This is a genomic window from Opitutia bacterium (assembly GCA_016217545.1).
Classification (GTDB): Bacteria; Verrucomicrobiota; Verrucomicrobiia; order Opitutales; family Opitutaceae; genus Didemnitutus.
Genome location: JACRHT010000012.1, coordinates 233,723 through 249,410, shown reverse-complemented (window position 1 = coordinate 249,410; position 15,688 = coordinate 233,723). Strand labels below are relative to the sequence as shown.

At 67.4% G+C, this 15,688-nt stretch carries 16 protein-coding genes; 6 read left to right on the top strand and 10 right to left on the bottom strand.

What is annotated here, in order from left to right; genetic code table 11:
- Positions 1-36: 36 nt before the first annotated feature.
- Both mgtE and HZA32_08055 read left to right on the top strand, forming a co-directional pair.
- Complete coding sequence (gene mgtE, locus HZA32_08060) at positions 37-1,422, top strand: magnesium transporter (protein MBI5424029.1); 1,386 nt, start codon at positions 37-39, stop codon at positions 1,420-1,422.
- 7 nt (positions 1,423-1,429) lie between these two features.
- Positions 1,430-1,864, top strand: coding sequence for a DUF393 domain-containing protein (locus HZA32_08055; protein ID MBI5424028.1), 435 nt, complete (start codon positions 1,430-1,432; stop codon positions 1,862-1,864).
- On the opposite strand, the gene HZA32_08050 is transcribed toward HZA32_08055, so the two are convergent.
- From HZA32_08050 to HZA32_08015, 8 genes are all read right to left on the bottom strand, one after another.
- Positions 1,861-2,991, bottom strand: coding sequence for an ABC transporter permease (locus HZA32_08050; protein ID MBI5424027.1), 1,131 nt, complete (start codon positions 2,989-2,991; stop codon positions 1,861-1,863). The genes HZA32_08055 and HZA32_08050 overlap by 4 nt on opposite strands.
- Before the next feature lies 1 nt (position 2,992).
- Complete coding sequence (locus HZA32_08045; protein MBI5424026.1) at positions 2,993-4,126, bottom strand: ABC transporter permease; 1,134 nt, start codon at positions 4,124-4,126, stop codon at positions 2,993-2,995.
- Positions 4,123-5,106: an ABC transporter ATP-binding protein gene (locus tag HZA32_08040; protein ID MBI5424025.1), complete on the bottom strand. Its 984-nt coding sequence runs from the start codon at positions 5,104-5,106 to the stop codon at positions 4,123-4,125. Before HZA32_08040 ends, HZA32_08045 begins: the two co-directional genes overlap by 4 nt.
- A 70-nt stretch (positions 5,107-5,176) precedes the next feature.
- Positions 5,177-6,118, bottom strand: a complete 942-nt coding sequence (locus HZA32_08035; GenBank protein ID MBI5424024.1) for an ABC transporter ATP-binding protein — start codon at positions 6,116-6,118, stop codon at positions 5,177-5,179.
- Positions 6,119-6,137: 19 nt separating this feature from the next.
- On the bottom strand, positions 6,138-7,124 hold the full coding sequence (locus tag HZA32_08030) for an HlyD family efflux transporter periplasmic adaptor subunit (GenBank protein ID MBI5424023.1): 987 nt from the start codon (positions 7,122-7,124) through the stop codon (positions 6,138-6,140).
- Positions 7,102-7,755, bottom strand: a complete 654-nt coding sequence (locus HZA32_08025; GenBank protein MBI5424022.1) for a TetR/AcrR family transcriptional regulator — start codon at positions 7,753-7,755, stop codon at positions 7,102-7,104. The genes HZA32_08030 and HZA32_08025 overlap by 23 nt, the downstream gene beginning before the upstream one ends.
- Positions 7,756-7,933: 178 nt before the next feature.
- Positions 7,934-8,341, bottom strand: coding sequence for an RNA-binding protein (locus tag HZA32_08020; protein ID MBI5424021.1), 408 nt, complete (start codon positions 8,339-8,341; stop codon positions 7,934-7,936).
- 199 nt (positions 8,342-8,540) lie between these two features.
- Positions 8,541-9,125: a GNAT family N-acetyltransferase gene (locus tag HZA32_08015; GenBank protein MBI5424020.1), complete on the bottom strand. Its 585-nt coding sequence runs from the start codon at positions 9,123-9,125 to the stop codon at positions 8,541-8,543.
- 133 nt (positions 9,126-9,258) lie between these two features.
- On the opposite strand from HZA32_08015, the gene HZA32_08010 reads away from it, so the two are divergent.
- From HZA32_08010 to HZA32_08000, 3 genes are all read left to right on the top strand, one after another.
- On the top strand, positions 9,259-9,531 hold the full coding sequence (locus HZA32_08010; protein ID MBI5424019.1) for a hypothetical protein: 273 nt from the start codon (positions 9,259-9,261) through the stop codon (positions 9,529-9,531).
- Positions 9,532-9,631: 100 nt separating this feature from the next.
- Positions 9,632-11,788: a PAS domain S-box protein gene (locus HZA32_08005; protein MBI5424018.1), complete on the top strand. Its 2,157-nt coding sequence runs from the start codon at positions 9,632-9,634 to the stop codon at positions 11,786-11,788.
- A 57-nt stretch (positions 11,789-11,845) separates the two neighbouring features.
- Positions 11,846-12,814, top strand: coding sequence for a hypothetical protein (locus HZA32_08000; GenBank protein ID MBI5424017.1), 969 nt, complete (start codon positions 11,846-11,848; stop codon positions 12,812-12,814).
- A gap of 62 nt (positions 12,815-12,876) precedes the next feature.
- On the opposite strand, the gene HZA32_07995 is transcribed toward HZA32_08000, so the two are convergent.
- Together HZA32_07995 and HZA32_07990 are read right to left on the bottom strand one after the other, a co-directional pair.
- Positions 12,877-13,623, bottom strand: coding sequence for an alpha/beta fold hydrolase (locus HZA32_07995; protein MBI5424016.1), 747 nt, complete (start codon positions 13,621-13,623; stop codon positions 12,877-12,879).
- Entirely contained in the window at positions 13,624-14,454 is an 831-nt protein-coding gene (locus tag HZA32_07990) for a DMT family transporter (protein MBI5424015.1), read from the bottom strand.
- A 103-nt stretch (positions 14,455-14,557) separates the two neighbouring features.
- Between HZA32_07990 and HZA32_07985 the strand changes: the two genes are divergently transcribed.
- Complete coding sequence (locus HZA32_07985; GenBank protein MBI5424014.1) at positions 14,558-15,652, top strand: hypothetical protein; 1,095 nt, start codon at positions 14,558-14,560, stop codon at positions 15,650-15,652.
- Positions 15,653-15,688: the final 36 nt, after the last annotated feature.

Here is a 15,688-nt window from a genome sequence, read left to right as displayed (position 1 = left end):
CATTGCCAGTCGGGGCATGGCACGTAGGTTGCCGCCGTGCCGTCGCACGCCAGCCAACTCCGCACCGAGATTTCGGCGCTGATCGACAACAAGAACTTCGCCGGATTGAAGGCGAAGCTCGCGCCGTGGCTGCCAGCCGACCTCGCGCCGATCCTGTCGGAGCTGCCCGTCGAGCAGATCGGCATCCTCTTCCGCCACTGCACGCCGCAGCTCGCGGGCGCGACCTTCGCCTACCTCGAGCACCCGGCGAAATACAAGTTGCTGAAGACGCTCACGCAGCCGCAGGCCGCCGCGCTCTTGAACGAGCTGCCGCCGGACGACCGCACCGCGTTTCTCCACGAGCTGCCGCTCGACCTCGCCATGCAGATGCTCTGCTGGCTCTCGCCCGAGGAGCGCAAGATCGCGCAGGATCTCCTCGCGTATCCCGAGCACAGCGTCGGCCGCATGATGACGCTCGATTTTGTCGCCGTGCGACCCGAGTGGACCGTGCGCGAGGCGCTCGAATACATCCGCGAGCACGGCTACGACCGCGAGACGCTCAACATGGTCTACGTGACCGACGAGGGCGGCATCCTGCTCGACGACATCCGCGTCCGCCGCTTCCTGCTCGCCGGACCCGACACGAAGGTCAGCGCGCTGATGGACGGCAATTACGCGACGCTCCACCCCGAGGACGACCGTGAGCGCGCGCTGCAGATTTTCCGGCAATACGACCGCGTCGCGCTGCCCGTCACCAACGGCGACGGCAAACTCATCGGCATCGTCACGGCCGACGACATGCTCGACGTCGCCGCTGAGGAGGCCACCGAGGACATCCAGAAGCTCGGTGGTAGCGAAGCGCTCGACGAACCCTACACCACCATCGCGCTCACCAAGATGGTGAAGAAACGCGCCGGCTGGCTCGTCGTGCTCTTCCTCGGCGAAATGCTCACCGCGACCGCGATGAGCTATTTCGAGGACGAGATCGCGAAGGCCGTCGTGCTCGCGCTCTTCGTGCCGCTCATCATCAGCTCGGGCGGCAACGCTGGCTCGCAGGCCGCCACGCTCGTCATCCGCGCGCTCGCGCTCGGCGAGTTTCGTCTGCGCGATTGGTGGCGCGTGATGCGGCGCGAACTCGCGGCGGGTCTCATGCTCGGCGTGATCCTCGGAGCGATCGGCTTCCTGCGCATCCTGATCTGGGCGCAATTCAGCGACATCTACGGTCCGCACTACCTGCTCGTCGCGTCCACGGTCGGCGCGTCGCTCGTCGGCATCGTGCTGTGGGGCTCGCTGATGGGTTCGATGCTGCCGCTGATCCTGAAAAAGATCGGCTTCGATCCCGCGACTTCGAGCGCGCCCTTCGTGGCCACGCTGGTCGACGTCACGGGCCTCGTGATCTACTTCACCGTGGCGTTCCTCATCCTACGCGGGACGCTGCTCTAGAATCTGCATGGACGCGAACGACGAGAGCGCACCGATGCCCGTGCTGTTGTTCGATGGCGAATGCGGCCTGTGTCAGGCCTGCGTGCGCGCGTTGCTACACGCGGATCGCGCCGCGGCGTTGCGCTATGCGCCGTTGCAGGGCGCGGTCGCGCAGGCGTTCCTGCGGGCGCAAGGCCTGCCGACGGCGGATTTCGACACGTTGATCTTCGTGCCCGATTGGCGACGCCAGCAGCCGGGGCGGTTTCTGGTCCGCACGGATGCGGTGCTCGCCGCGTGCGCGACGGTCGGCGGCGGGATGGGCGCGCTCGCGGAATTGCGCGTCGTGCCGCGCGGTCTGCGGGATGGCGTTTACCGCCTGGTCGCGCGCTGGCGTTACCGGTTGTTCGGCGAGTATCGGCCGCGGCCGCTCGCCCGCGCCGAATGGCGGGAGCGTTTCCTCTAGGCGAGGTTCTTGTGAAAGCGCCGCACGGCGAAGGTCATCACGGCCACGCCGAGCGCGAGCAGCGCGGCGAGCTGCGGCCAAAGCACGTCGAAGCCCACGCCCTTGAGGAACACGCCGCGGATGATCACGAGCATGTAGCGCAGCGGGTCGAGCAGGCTGAGCCACTGGAAGAACGCGGGCATGTTCGCGATCGGGAAGATGAAACCCGAGAACAGCATCGCCGGGAAAAAGAAGAAGAACGTCGTCATCATCGCCTGTTGCTGCGTGTGGCTGACCGTCGAGATGAACAGCCCGATGCCGAGCGTGCTGAGCAGGAACAGCGCGACGCCGAGCAAGAGCAGCAGGAAGCTCCCGCGGAACGGAATCCCGAACCACAGCAGCGCGATGGCGGTGACCATCGCGGTGTTCACGAAGCCGACGACGGCGAATGGCGCGCACTTGCCGAGGATGAACTCCACCGGGCGGATCGGCGTGACCATGACCTGCTCGATCGTGCCGACCTCCTTCTCGCGCACGATGGCCATGCTGGTGAGCATCAGGCCCACGAGCATGACGAGCATGGCGATGATGCCCGGGACGTAGAAGTTGCGGCTCTCGAGGTCGGCGTTGAACCACGCGCGCGGCTGCAGGTCGACCTTGCCGGTCGTCAGCGTGCGGCCGGTGAGGCGGCGGGCTTGGTCGAGGACGACCTCGGTGTTCGCGGCCGCGGCGATCTGCGTCGCGTAGTTCACGACGAAGCGCGCGGTGTTGGAATCCGAGCCGTCGACGATCAACTGCACGGGCGCGAGCCGGCCACCGCGGAGATTTTCCTGGTAGCCGGCGTTGATTTGCAGGATCGCGGACGCGTCGGCGGCGTCGATCAAGGCGCGGCCTTCGTTCTCGTCGAGCGTGTGCCGGATCGCATCGAAGTAGGCTGAGCCGGTGAAGCGCGCCACGAGTTCGCGGCTCGCCGGCGTCGCATCACGGTCGATGACCACGAGTTTCACGTGCCGGACGTCGAGCGACACGGCGTAGCCGAAGATCAGTGTCTGAATCAACGGCACGCCGATGATGACGAGCCGCATCCTGGGATCGCGGAGCACGGAGCGGAACTCCTTGCGAAGGATGGTGAGGATGCGTTCCCACATATCAGCCGAGGACCTTGCGCGTCTTGCGGATCGAGACGCCGATGACGACCGCCGCGAACACGATCAGGAAAACCGCGTCGGCCCAGAGGATTTCCAGCCCGACGCCGCGGAGGAAAATGCCTTTCACGAGCGCCACGAAATACCGGGCGGGCACGATGTAAGTGATGCCCTGCACCGGCAGCGGCATGTTCGCGATGGCGAAGGCGAAACCCGAGAGCAGGAACGCCGGCAGGAACGTCGAGATCATCGCCATCTGGCTGGCGAGCAGCTGCTGACGCGCGATCGTGCTGATGAGCACGCCCTGCGCGAGCGTGCCGACGACGAACACCATGCCGACGCTGAACAACAGCACGACGCTGCCGCGCAGCGGCACGTGGAAGAGGAACACCGCCATCACGACCGAGATGGCGAGATTGGCCAGGCCGATGGCGGAGTAGGGCAGGAGTTTGCCGAGGATCAGCTCCGCGGGCTTCACCGGCGTGGAGATGAGTTGCTCCATCGTGCCGCGCTCCCACTCGCGCGCGATGGTCAGGGACGTGAGCAGCGCGGCGATCAAGCCCATGATCACGGCCATGATGCCGGGCACGATGAAATTGCGGCTCTCGAGGTCGGCGTTGAACCAGACGCGCGGGCGCAGATCGAGCGCGGCGGTCGGCGCGAGGCCGGTGCTGCGCCGGATCTGGTCGAGTGCGACCTGCTGGTTGTAGGTCGTCGTGATCGCGGAGGTGTAGCCGAGCACGATGCCCGCCGTGTTCGAATCGGAGCCGTCGACGATGGCCTGCACGCCCGCGGCGCGGCCGGCGGCAATTTTCTGGCCGAAATCCGGCGGCAGCACGAGCGCGAGCATCGCTTCGCGGGTGTCGATCGCGCGTTCGACTTCCGCGTAGCTGCTCACCGTGCCGCGGAAATCGAAGTAGCGCGTCGCGGTGAAACGCACGGTGAACTCCCGGCTCTCCACGCTGCGTCCTTGGTCCCAAACGACGAACGGCACGCGGTCTACGTCGAGGGTCAGCGCGTAGCCGAACATGAGCAGCATCAGCATCGGGATGCCGACGGCGAGGATGAGGCTGCGCGGATCGCGGCGGATGTGCAGCGTTTCCTTCCGCGCGACGGCCCAGAGACGACGCAGGTTCATCGGGCGACCTCCTGTTGACGGCCCGCCTCGGCGTCGCGCGCCTCGATGAGCGAGACGAACACGTCCTCCAGCGTCGGCACGATGCGCTCCAGTCGGCCGAGACGGAAGCCGTGCGTCGCGAGCGCCTCGCGGATGGCGGCTTCGGCGGCGAGCGGGTCGGGCGCGACGGCGTGCAGGCCTTTGCCGAAGAGCGCGACTTCCTTCACCGCCGGCAGACGCTCGAGCACGAGCATGGCGTCGTTTGGCCGGTCGCAATCGAGCTCGAGCACGGCTTCGGGCATGTGTCGCGTCTTCAGTTCGCGCGGCGTGCCGAGCGCGATGAGTTCGCCGCGGTAGATGACGCCGAGCCGGTCGCAATACTCCGATTCCTCCATGTAATGCGTCGTCACGAACACGGTGACGCCTTGCTCCGAGAGCGCGTAGATCAGGTCCCAGAACGCGCGGCGGCTGTTCGGATCGACGCCGGAGGTCGGTTCGTCGAGGAACAGGATCGGCGGCTCGTGCAACACGGCGCAGCCGAGCGCGAGGCGTTGTTTCCAGCCGCCGGACAACTCGGCGGTGCGCGCGTGGCGGTGCTCGCGCAGGCCGGCCATCGCGAGCACCCAGTCCTTGCGCGCGGCCTTCTTCTCGCGCGGCAGACGATAGATGCCGCTGTAGAAGTCGATGTTCTCCTCGACGGTGAGTTCGTCGTAGAGGGAAAACTTCTGACTCATGTAGCCGATGCGCGTGCGGATTTTCTCCGTGTCGCGCACGATGTCGAAGCCTGCGACCGTGCCCGTGCCCTTCGTCGGCGTGAGCAGGCCGCAGAGCAGGCGGATGGTGGTGGATTTGCCCGCACCGTTGGGCCCGAGGAAGCCGAAGATCTCGCCGCGACGGACCGAGAAGCTCACGCCCGCGACCGCCTTGAACGCGCCGAAGTGCTTCTCGAGATTCTGGACCTCGACGATCGGCTCGGAAACGTTGGAGGGAGCGGTGCGCATGCGGATCAATCGGCGTCGGACTCGGTCGCGACGAGCAGGGTGAGCAGGAGAATGATGATGAGAGCGGCGGTCATGGCTTCGCGGCGGCGGTGCGCTGGGCCAGAACGGCGACGAACACGTCTTCGAGCGACGGCTCGATCGGGCGGATCGATTCCACCGCGAGGCCGGCGGCGGCGAGCAACTCCCGGCTGTGCGCCTCGGTCGCGGTGGCATCGCGGGCGGCCACATGCACGCGGTCGCCGAAGAGGCCGACGGAGGCCTCGCGCAATTGCTCGCGCAGCACCGCGGCGGCGCGGCGCGGGACGGCGGTGCGGATTTCCAGCAGCGCGCCGGGCATCATCGCCTTGATCTCGTCCGGCGTGCCGAGCCCGAGCAGGCGACCCTCGTGGAGGAGCGCGAGCCGGTTGCACCGCTCCGCCTCGTCGAGGTAGGCGGTGGAGACGAAGATCGTCACGCCGTCGCGCACGAGCTGGTAAAGGATGCGCCAGAAATCGCGGCGCGAGACCGGATCGACGCCGTTGGTCGGCTCGTCGAGGAACAGCACGCGCGGCGTGTGGATGAGCGCGCAGGCGAGCCCGAGTTTTTGCTTCATGCCGCCGGAGAGATTGCCGGCGAGGCGGTGCTTGAACGGCGTGAGATTGCTGAAGGCCAGCAGCCGCTCCGTGCGCTCGGCGCGCGCGGCCTGTGGCACGGTGTAAATGTCGGCGTAGAAATCGATGTTCTCGGCCACCGTCAGGTCCGGGTAGAGCCCGAAGCGCTGGCTCATGTAACCGATGTGCTCCTTGAGCGGTTCGCGTTCGCGCACGACGTCGCAGCCGGCGACCGTCGCTCCGCCCGCGCTGGGCGCGAGGATGCCGGTGAGCATGCGCATCGTCGTGGTCTTGCCTGCGCCGTCGGGGCCGACGAGGCCGAAGATCTCGCCTTCGGCGACCTCGAGATCGAGGGCGTCGACGGCCACGAGCTCGCCGAACGTGCGGCGCAGGCCTTGGGCGTGGATGGCGGCGGTGGACATGCGGCGACGAGACAGCGGATCAGCTGGCGGGCGGCAGGATGACGTCCGCGGGCATGCCGGGCTTGAGTTCGTCCTTGGGATTCGCGACGTCGACCTTGAGGCGGAACACGAGCTTCACGCGCTCCTTCGGCGTCTGCACGGTCTTCGGAGTGAATTCGGCTTCGGAGGCGATGAAACCGACAACGCCTTCGAAGTCGCGGCCCGGAAAACTGTCGGTGCGCACGACGACTTTTTGACCGTGGCGGACGCGGCCGAGGTCGGGCTGATTCACGTAGGCGCGAACCCAGAGGTGCGCGGTCTCGGCGACGGTGACGACCGGCGTGCCGGCGGAAACGAACTCGCCCGGCTCGATGTTGTGCGAGAGCACCACGCCGGCGAGCGGCGAGACGAGGCGCGTGTTCTCGAGTTGCGTCGTGGCGAGCGCGACGGCGGCGCGGGCCTGATCGGCGCGGGCGCGCGCCTGGCGGATCGTCTCGGCGCGGGGGCCTTCCTGGATGAGCTTGAGGCGTTCGGCGGCTTCGGCGGCCTTGGCCTCGGCGACTTTCAGCTGCGCCTGTGCGGCTTCGAAATCGCGATCGGAGATCACCTGCTTCTTGCGCAGTTCATCCTGGCGCGCGAAGTCGAGGCGCACGCGGTCGCGGTCAGCTTCGGCGCTGCGCACGGTGGCGGCGGCGGCGGCGATTTCCTGCGGACGCGAGCCGGCTTCGAGTTCGGCCAGCTGCGCTTCGGCGGCGGCGAGTTCGGCGCGGCGGAGGGCGAGCTGGGATTGCTGCTCGGCGTCGTCGAGGCGTGCGATCGGCTGACCGGCGGTGACGCGGTCGCCTTCGCGCACGGAGCGCTCGATGACGCGGCCCGGCGTCTTGAAGCCGAGCTGGGCGTCGTCGACCTCGAAGTTGCCGGACAACACGAGTTCGCCGGAGCGGCCGGAACCCGAGCGGGAGCAGGCGCCGAGCAGGAGCGCGCCGAGGGCGAGGACGGCGAGTTTAGCGGGAAAACGATTTTTCATAGTCTTTGCGGCCGGCGGGCGTGAGGAGGCCGCCGAAGTAGAGGCTCATGGCTTTCTCGAACGCCTGGTGGGGTGCGAGGTGAAGATGCTCGAGCGTGGCGGGGTGCATGATGCCCTGCATCGCGTGGAGGAGAAATTCGGCGGCGAAGGGCGCGTCGAGTTCGGGGCGCACCTTGCCGGTGAGCTGCCCTTGCTCGAGGAGGCGGCCGAAGATGTAGGGCACGTTTTTGCGGCGCATCTCGAAGGTGAACTCGTGCAGCGCCGGCGCGGAGCGTTGCAGGTCGCGCATGATGTGCGGCGTGAGCTGCGAAAGCCGCTGGTGCATGCCGCCGGTGAAGCCGCGGAGCTTTTCCGCGAAGGTAAGGTTGCGGTCGGCGATGATGGCGTCGGCCTCGGCGCGGACCTCGGCGGCGAACTGCTCGAGCGCGGCGCGCCCGAGGTCCTCCTTGGCGGGGAAATGCTGGTAGAGCGTCTTCTTGCTCATGCCGAGTTCGGCGGCGAGGTCGTCCATCGTCCAGGTGCTGTAGCCGTGGGCGAAGAGGTGCGCGCGGGCCGTGCGCACGATGCGGGCGCGCGCTTCGGAGGCGTTGGCGACGGGGGCGGCGGGAGGCTCGGGGAGACGGGGAGGCATTGGAATCTGCGGAAACTCGAAACGTATCGGGAGTTTCCACGCAAGCTTGGTTTTAGTTTTTCGGATTGGCCGACCGGCCCGTGCCGCCGCCGCCAGTCGGGGCGCGGGCCCGGACCGATGCGCAAAAAAGCCGAACCCCAGTGAGGTTCGGCTCGAAATCGTGGAGGCAGGTCGGAGCTTACTCGCGCTCGCGGAAACCGCCGCGGTCGCCCCCGCGTCCACCGCGAAAGCCGCCGCCACCACCACCGAAGCGGCGCGGGCCGCCGCGTCCGCCGCCGAAGCCACCGCGTCCACCGCCACCACCGCCGAAGCCGCCTTCACGCGGGGCGCGTTCCTCGCGCGGGCGGGCGATGTTCACGGCGAGTTTGCGACCGCCGAGATCGTAGTTGTTGAACTGGTCGACCGCCTTCTGGGCTTCCTCCGCGCTGCCCATGGTGACGAACGCGAAGCCGCGCGAGCGGCCAGTGAACTTATCGAAGACGATCTCGACCACGCTGACCGCGCCGGCTTGGCCGAGGAGGCCTTCGAGATCCTGCGCCGTGGTGGCGAACGGGATGTTCCCCACGTAGAGTTTGGTGTTTTCCATGTGTGCTGCGGGCTGTGCTGCTGGCTGCCGCTCGTTCCCGACGACCGGGATTCAAACCGTCACCGGAGCCCGCTGCGGGCGCGCGCGTGACGATTCTGCGTGGCGGGGGAGTCTCACAAACAACTGACCCAACGGCGGCGAAAGTGCCGCCTTCGCCGCAGCGCCGCAAGAGCGGAACTGGACGTCGGCGGGCGCCGGCTCAACCCGTCCCGAACGGTGCGGCGCTGCCGAGGCCCGGCCAATCGCGCCGGAGCACGCCGTAGAAGACCACGTCCTCGTAGCGGCCGTTCTTCAGCATCATCTTCGGGCTCGTGCCCTCGCGCCGCATGCCGATCTTGAGCAGCACGCGGCCGGACGCGGGATTGCTCGCGTAGTGGTGCGCCTGCACCCGATTGAGGCCGATCACGCGGAAGCCGAAATCCGCCAACGCGCTCGCCGCCTCGGTGGCGAAACCGTGATGCCAGAACGGCAGGCCGATCCAGTAGCCGAGTTCGGCGCGCGCGTGCGTCTCCACGAAGGTGAGGCCGATCGCGCCGATGAGTTCGCCAGTCGGCTTCAGCGTGAGAGCGAGCGAGAGTCCGCGATGCGCCGCCCATTCGGCGGTGTGGGTCGCGATCCACTGCTCCGCCACGCCGTCCGGATAGGGATGAGGAATGAGCGCGGTGGCGTTCGCGACCTCCTTCGCGCCGGCGAGACGCTGCACGTGCGGTGCGTCGGTCAGGTCGAACGGGCGCAGCGCGAGACGCGGCGTCTCGATGAACGGAAGCTCGGCGGGGAAGTGCATCGGCGCGCGAAATTGCCGGGCGCTTTGCCGGGCCGCCAGTCGAATTTCAAGCGGGTTCTCCTCTGAAAAAACTCAATTTCCCCTCTAGAAAATCATTGCATCGCCCCGCACGCGTTCTAATACGAGAGGCACTATGGCAAAGAAATCTGCTCGCAAACCCAACGCTAAGTTCATGGCCCCGGTCACTCCGGACGCCACCCTCGCCGCGGTCGTCGGCTCGAAGCCGCTTCCCCGCACCGAAATGACCAAGAAGCTCTGGGCCTACATCAAGAAGAACGGCCTCCAGGACAAGAAGAACAAGCGCATGATCAACGCTGACGACGCCCTCAAGGCGGTCTTCGGTGGCAAGGCGCAGGTCTCGATGTTCGACATGACCAAGCTCGTGTCGAAGCACGTCTCGTCCTAACCTCGAGCGAAACTCGCTTTCACGACCGCCGCGGAGCAATCCGCGGCGGTTTTGTTTTGCGAGCTCGGCGACGGCGAAGTTTGCTCCGCGCCGACCTCCCGTGCGCGTCACCCCGCCCAATTTCCGCGTCCTCGCCGCATGGCTGCTGATCGTGGTGCTCGGTCTTTGCGTGGCTTGGTGGGGCGCGGAACGCCGCCGCTCCGCGCTGCTTCAGCAAATGGTCGATCGCGCGCAGCACTGCGCCGTGGCGTTCGTTGCGGAGGACACGGCGGCGCTCTCCGGCACGCCGGCGGACTTGAACCACCCGGAGTATCGCGCCGTGAAGGACCGGCTGATGCGGTTGCGCGGAGTCAGTCCCGGCATCCGCTTCGTCTATCTCTTCCGTTCGACGGATCGTCCCGGCCGCGTCGTGTTCCTCGCCGATTCCGAGCCGGAGACCTCGCCGGAAATGTCCAAACCCGGCGACGACTATCCCGAGGCGCCGAATTCGCCGGGCCTGCAGGCAATCCTGCGCAACTACGAGCCAGCCACCGAGGGGCCGTTGCGCGATTCGTTCGGCGAATGGGTCACGGCCTACGCGCCCGTCGGCGATCGTCCGCCGCCCGGCGCACCGCGGACGATCCTCGGCATCGATGTCGATGCGTCGAGCTGGCAGCGCGAATTGTGGACGGCGCGGCTCTCCGCGTTCGGCTTGGTGGTGCTCGTGCTCGGCGTGCCTCTCGGCGGCTGGCTGTTCCGCGTGCGCGAGCGGAATTTCAACCGCGAGATCCGCCGCTTCTCGACGGCGATTCAGCAGAGCAGCTCCGCGGTGATCATCACGACCCCGGACCGAATCATCGAATACGCCAACGACGGCCTGCTCGCCATCACCGGTTACCAGCGCGAGGAACTGATCGGTCAGCCCTCGCGGCTGCTGTTGCCGAATGACGCCGACGAGCACCAGCGCGACGAACTGCTGCGACGCCTCCACGCCGGCGAACGCTGGCAGGGCGAAATGCTGATGCGCCGGCGCAATGGCGAGGTCTTCACCGTGCGCCTGGTGGTCTCTCCGGTCCGCGACGGCGAGCGAGGCGTGACGAACCTCGTGGCGGTCTTCGACGACATCAGCGATCGCAAGCGCGTGGAGGACGAGTTGCGCGTCGCTCGCGATCAAGCCGAGGCGGCGGATCGCGCCAAGGGCGAGTTCCTCGCCATGATGAGCCACGAGTTGCGCACGCCGCTGAACGGCATCATCGGTTTCGCCACGCTCCTCCAGGACACCTCGCTCACCACCGAGCAAAGCGACTACGTCGAGACCGTGCGCAAGAGCGGCGAGGCGCTCCTCGCCCTCACCAACGAGCTCCTCGACTACTCCCGCATTGACGCCGGCCGCATGCAGCTCGACCCGCAAGCCTGCGCGCCGCGGCAAATCGTCGAGGAGGCGGTCGAATTGCTTTCGACGCGCGCGGCAGACAAGCACCTCGAACTCCTCGTCGCCGTGTCGCCGCAAGTGCCGGCGCACGTGCTCGCCGATCCCGGTCGGCTGCGTCAGGTCCTCGTCAACCTCATTGGCAACGCCATCAAGTTCACGCCGGCCGGCGAAGTGGAAGTGGAGGTCGGCGCCGTGCCGCTGCCGGTCGCGGCGGGCGGCGACCAGCGCGTGCGCCTCGATTTTGCGGTGCGCGACACCGGCATCGGCATCGCGGTGGAGAAGCAGGACCGCCTCTTCCAGCCGTTCAGTCAAGTGGACGCGTCCACCACGCGGAAACACGGCGGCGCGGGCCTCGGCCTCGCCATCAGCCGCAGTTTGGTGCGTCTGATGGACGGCGACATCGAGGTCTCGAGCGCCGCCGGCGCCGGGTCGGAGTTTCGCTTCCACATCGAGGTGCGCGTGCTCGAAAAGACCGAGGGGCTGCCCAAGTTGCCCTCGCGACGCATCACGGTGATCTCGGCGAACTCCCGCGCCCGCGCGCATTACGCGGCGTTGCTGGAGGGTTGGGGGCTCAAGGTCACCTCATTCGAGAATCTCACGAAACTCCCCGCCGAACGTGCGCACGACGTGTTGTTGATCGACGTGCTCGCGCGCGACGCCTCGCTCTGGCCCGCGCTGCTCGAGGCGCACCCGGGCCTGGCCGATGCGCCGATCATCGGGCTCATCTCCGTGAGCGTGCCGGCCGCCGTGCGCGACGGGTTGCGGACGAGTTTCCGCGCACTGTTGAAGAAGCCGCTGCGCGATCCGCTCTTCCACGCGGTGCTCCAGAGCGTGTTGAAAGCCTGAGCGCGGCTTTGCGCTTGGAGTGCCGGTGACCGCGCCTACGCTCCGCGGCTCCGCTCGATGAACGCCCGTGCCACGCATACGACCGCGCTGTTGATGCTGCTCCTCACGAATTTTCTGTGGGGCTTCAGCTTTCCGCTGCTCAAGGCGATCGCGTTCCAACACGAGCAACTCCTGCCCGGCAGCGGCAACTGGTTCATCACCGGCATGTCGCTCGCCCCGCGCTTCCTGCTCGGGGCGGTGTTCATGGTGCTGATCTCGTGGAGCCAGCTGCGCACGCTGACCGCGCGCGAGCGCGCGCAGGGCCTGCGACTCGGGGTCGCCGCGTCGCTCGGGATGTTCTTCCAGATCGACGGCCTGCAATTCATCAGTGCGTCCACGTCGGCGTTCCTCACGCAATTCTACGCGATCATGATTCCGGTGCTGCTCGCCGTCCGTTCGCGGCGCTCGCCGGGCGCGAGCGTGTGGGCGGCGTGCGCGCTCGTGCTCGCGGGCGTGGCGGTGCTGGCGCAGTTCAACCTGCGCGAATTCCACCTCGGGCGTGGCGAGGCGGAGACGCTGCTCTCGTCGGTGTTCTTCATGTGGCAGATCCTGCTGCTCGAGGACAAGCGCTACGCGGGCAACCGCGTGCGGCCGGTCACGACGCTGATGTTCGCGACCCAAGCCGTCGCCCTCGGCATTTTCACGGCGGCCACCGCGCCGTCCGCCGGGGCGCTGCTCGTGCCGTGGACCTCGGGCGCGTGGCTGACGTTCACCGTGATTCTCACGGCGCTGTGCACGATTGCGGCGTTCCTCCTGATGAACCGCTTCCAGCCCGCGATCACGGCGACGGAGGCCGGGCTGATCTACTGCACGGAACCGATCTTCACGTCGGTTCTGGCCCTGTTTCTCCCCGCGCTGTTCGCGCGGTGGGGCGGCTTCGACTATCCGAACGAGACGCTCACGTGGCGCCTGCTGCTCGGTGGCGGCCTGATCACGGCGGCGAACCTGCTCCTCCAATTCCGCCCGCCGGCGAAAACGGAAGTGTAACCTAATAGGTTACACTTCTCTCAGGCTGCGCGCGTTCCACGCTTTGGAGACCGAGGAAACTGTCACCTATTAGGTGACAGTTTGTCCGTCGGCGGCGACTGGAACCGGCCGGCTTGGAGGAAGGCCACGACGTCGTCGATGACGGCGCGCCGCCAGAGCATGCCGGTGTGCGAATACGGCACGGCGCGAAAGTCCCGCATGCCTTCGAGCTTGGCCGATTCGACCGTGACCACGCCGTCGTGCGGACGCGGCATCACGCCGCGGAAAAGTGGGTTGATCAGCCGCGTGCCGGCGATGATGCCGACTTCGTAGTCGGCCGGACCGAGCGTGCGCACGACGCCGTCGGGCCCCGTGCCGAGGCGCGGCATGTTCACGCCCATGACCGCGCGCGCCGAGCGACTACCGCCCGCGCGGTCCGCCGCGGGGCTGCCGTGGTTCGGCGGGCCGAGCATGACGACGCGCCCGAGATTGCCCGGGCGTCGATCGCGCAAATAGAGCCGCGTGACGATGCTGCCCATCGAGTGCGTGACGAAGTGCAGTCGTGGCGCGGCGAGCGCGCCGTGTCGTTCCAACTCCGCCGGCAGGAACCCGCCCGCGATCTGCTCGAGCGGCATGCTTCGCGAGGGATAGCTGAGGTTGATGACGCGATAACCGGCTTTCGTGAGCGCGCGCTCGAGCGGACGCATCACCCAGCCCGACAGGCCGACGCCGTGAAGCAACACGACGCACTCGCGTTCCTTTTCCATGCCGGACGACGAGGTGGCCATGGCGAGCAGCAACAGAATGAGGATGCCGCGCGGCATGTTCACTCAACCCGGCAGCACCGCCGGCGGCGGCTGCCGGATCGAATACACCGCGCGCCACGTCACGGCGCCGATCACGATCGCGCCGCCGAACAGGGCGAGAGCGCTGGGTTTTTCGCCGAGCACGAGCATGACCCAGATGGGATTGAGGATCGGTTCGATCACGGGAATGAGGACGGCTTCGAGCGCGGTGACGTGCTTGATGGCCTTCGTGTAGATGAGGTAGGCGACGCCGAGTTGCACGACGCCGAGGAGCAGCAGCGCGATCCAGCTCTGCGTGTCGGGCAACGGCGCCCCGAGAATGCTGGGCAAGCCGCAGAGGAAGGCGAAGAAGTTGCCGAGGATGATCGAGCCGATCGGCGAGCCGTCCTTTTGCAGCCGCAGCAGCACGATCATCACCGAGAAGGCCACGCCGCTCCCGATCGCGAGCAGGATGCCGGCCACGTCGTTCAGGCGCAGGCCATCGTAGAGGAAGATCGCCAGCCCGACGAACACGACGGCGATCGTCAGCCAATCGTAGCGCGTCGGCCGTTCCTTGAGCAGCCATGCACCGAGCAACGCGACGTAGGCCGGCGCGGTATATTGGATCAGGATAGCGTTCGCGGCGGTGGTGAGCTTGGTCGCGGCGGCGAACAGCAGGGTGCAGGCGGTATAGGCGACGGCGGTGACGAGCGGCAGCCAGCCCCAACGAAACGGTTTCCGGTGGCCAACCACGAGGAGCAGGAAGACCGCCGCGACGAGCCCGCGCCCGCCGCCGACCGCGAGCGGCGGCCAGTTGACGGACTTCAGCAGCACGCCGCCGAGGCTCCAGCAGAGCGCGGCGAGCAGCAGCAACATGACGGATCGGGTGTGCGCAGGGTCTCTCACGGACCATCAGCGATGAAGGATTCCGGCGGCGTTGTGAACTGCGAACCCGCGGAAAAATTCTCGCCGCGCGCGCGTGCCGCTGTTGGTGTCGCGCGCCGTGGACGAGCGCGAATTCCAACGCTGTTGCGCCCTGCTGGGCGTGGGCGCCGACGCGACGCTCTCCGCGCTGGAGAAAGCGCACCTGCAGCGCTCGTTCGCGCTGATCAAATCCGGCACGCCGGAACAGAAAGCGGAGTTGCGCGCGGCCTATGAGGCGGTCGCGACCGAGTTGCGCCGGCGCGCCGCTGCCGCCTCTCCGGCCCCGAACGCGGAGCCTCCCGCGACTCGCGCGCCTGTGGGACCGGTTTATGTTCCTCCGCCGCCCGACGAACGCGCCGCGCTGTTCAACCCCCTCTCGTTCGACTCGTGGGTCGTCAACGTCGGCGCGCTGCCGCTGATCGTCGCGCTGGCTTGGACGGTCAACGCGAGCCCGCTCGGCTTTTTCCTGCGCGGGTTCCACGTGTGGGTGCATGAATTCGGGCATGCGACGGTCGCGTGGCTGAGCGGTCATCGCGCGCTGCCGCTGCCGATAGGTTGGACGAATTACGGCGAGGAGCGCTCGGCGTTCGTCTACTTCGGCGTGTTGTTCCTGCTCGGCGTTCTCGCGTGGGCGGGCTGGCGCGAGCGGAAGATCTGGCCGGTGCTCCTCGCGGTCGCGCTCGTGTCGTTGCAGGCGTGGCTGACGTGGCGGTTGCCCGAGCATCGTCGGGAGCTGTGGCTGGCGTTCGGTGGCGTCGGCGGGGAATTCTATCTCAGCGCGGCGATGCTGGGGTTGTTCTTCGTGCAGTTGCCCGAAAAGTTCCGCTGGGGCGTGTGCCGCTATGTCTGCGCGTTTCTCGGCGCGAGCACGTTTCTGAACGTCTGGCTGCTCTGGCGGAAGATCGCGCGCTTCGAGGAGACGATTCCCTACGGCTCGATGGTCAACGGCGAGGAGGACGCGGGCGGCGACATGAACATCCTGCGCGAACACGGCTGGCGCGAGACGCAGATCACGCACGTCTACACCTCGCTCGGTTTTTGGTGCATCGTGGGCGTCGCGGTCGTCTGGCTCGTGTTCGCCACGCGACTCGACCGCGTGATCGGCAACTTCATCGCCCGCCTGTGGCCGGAAAATTGGCGCGCGGACTGAACACACTCCGCGTTTGCGCCCGGCCGCGTCGTGGCA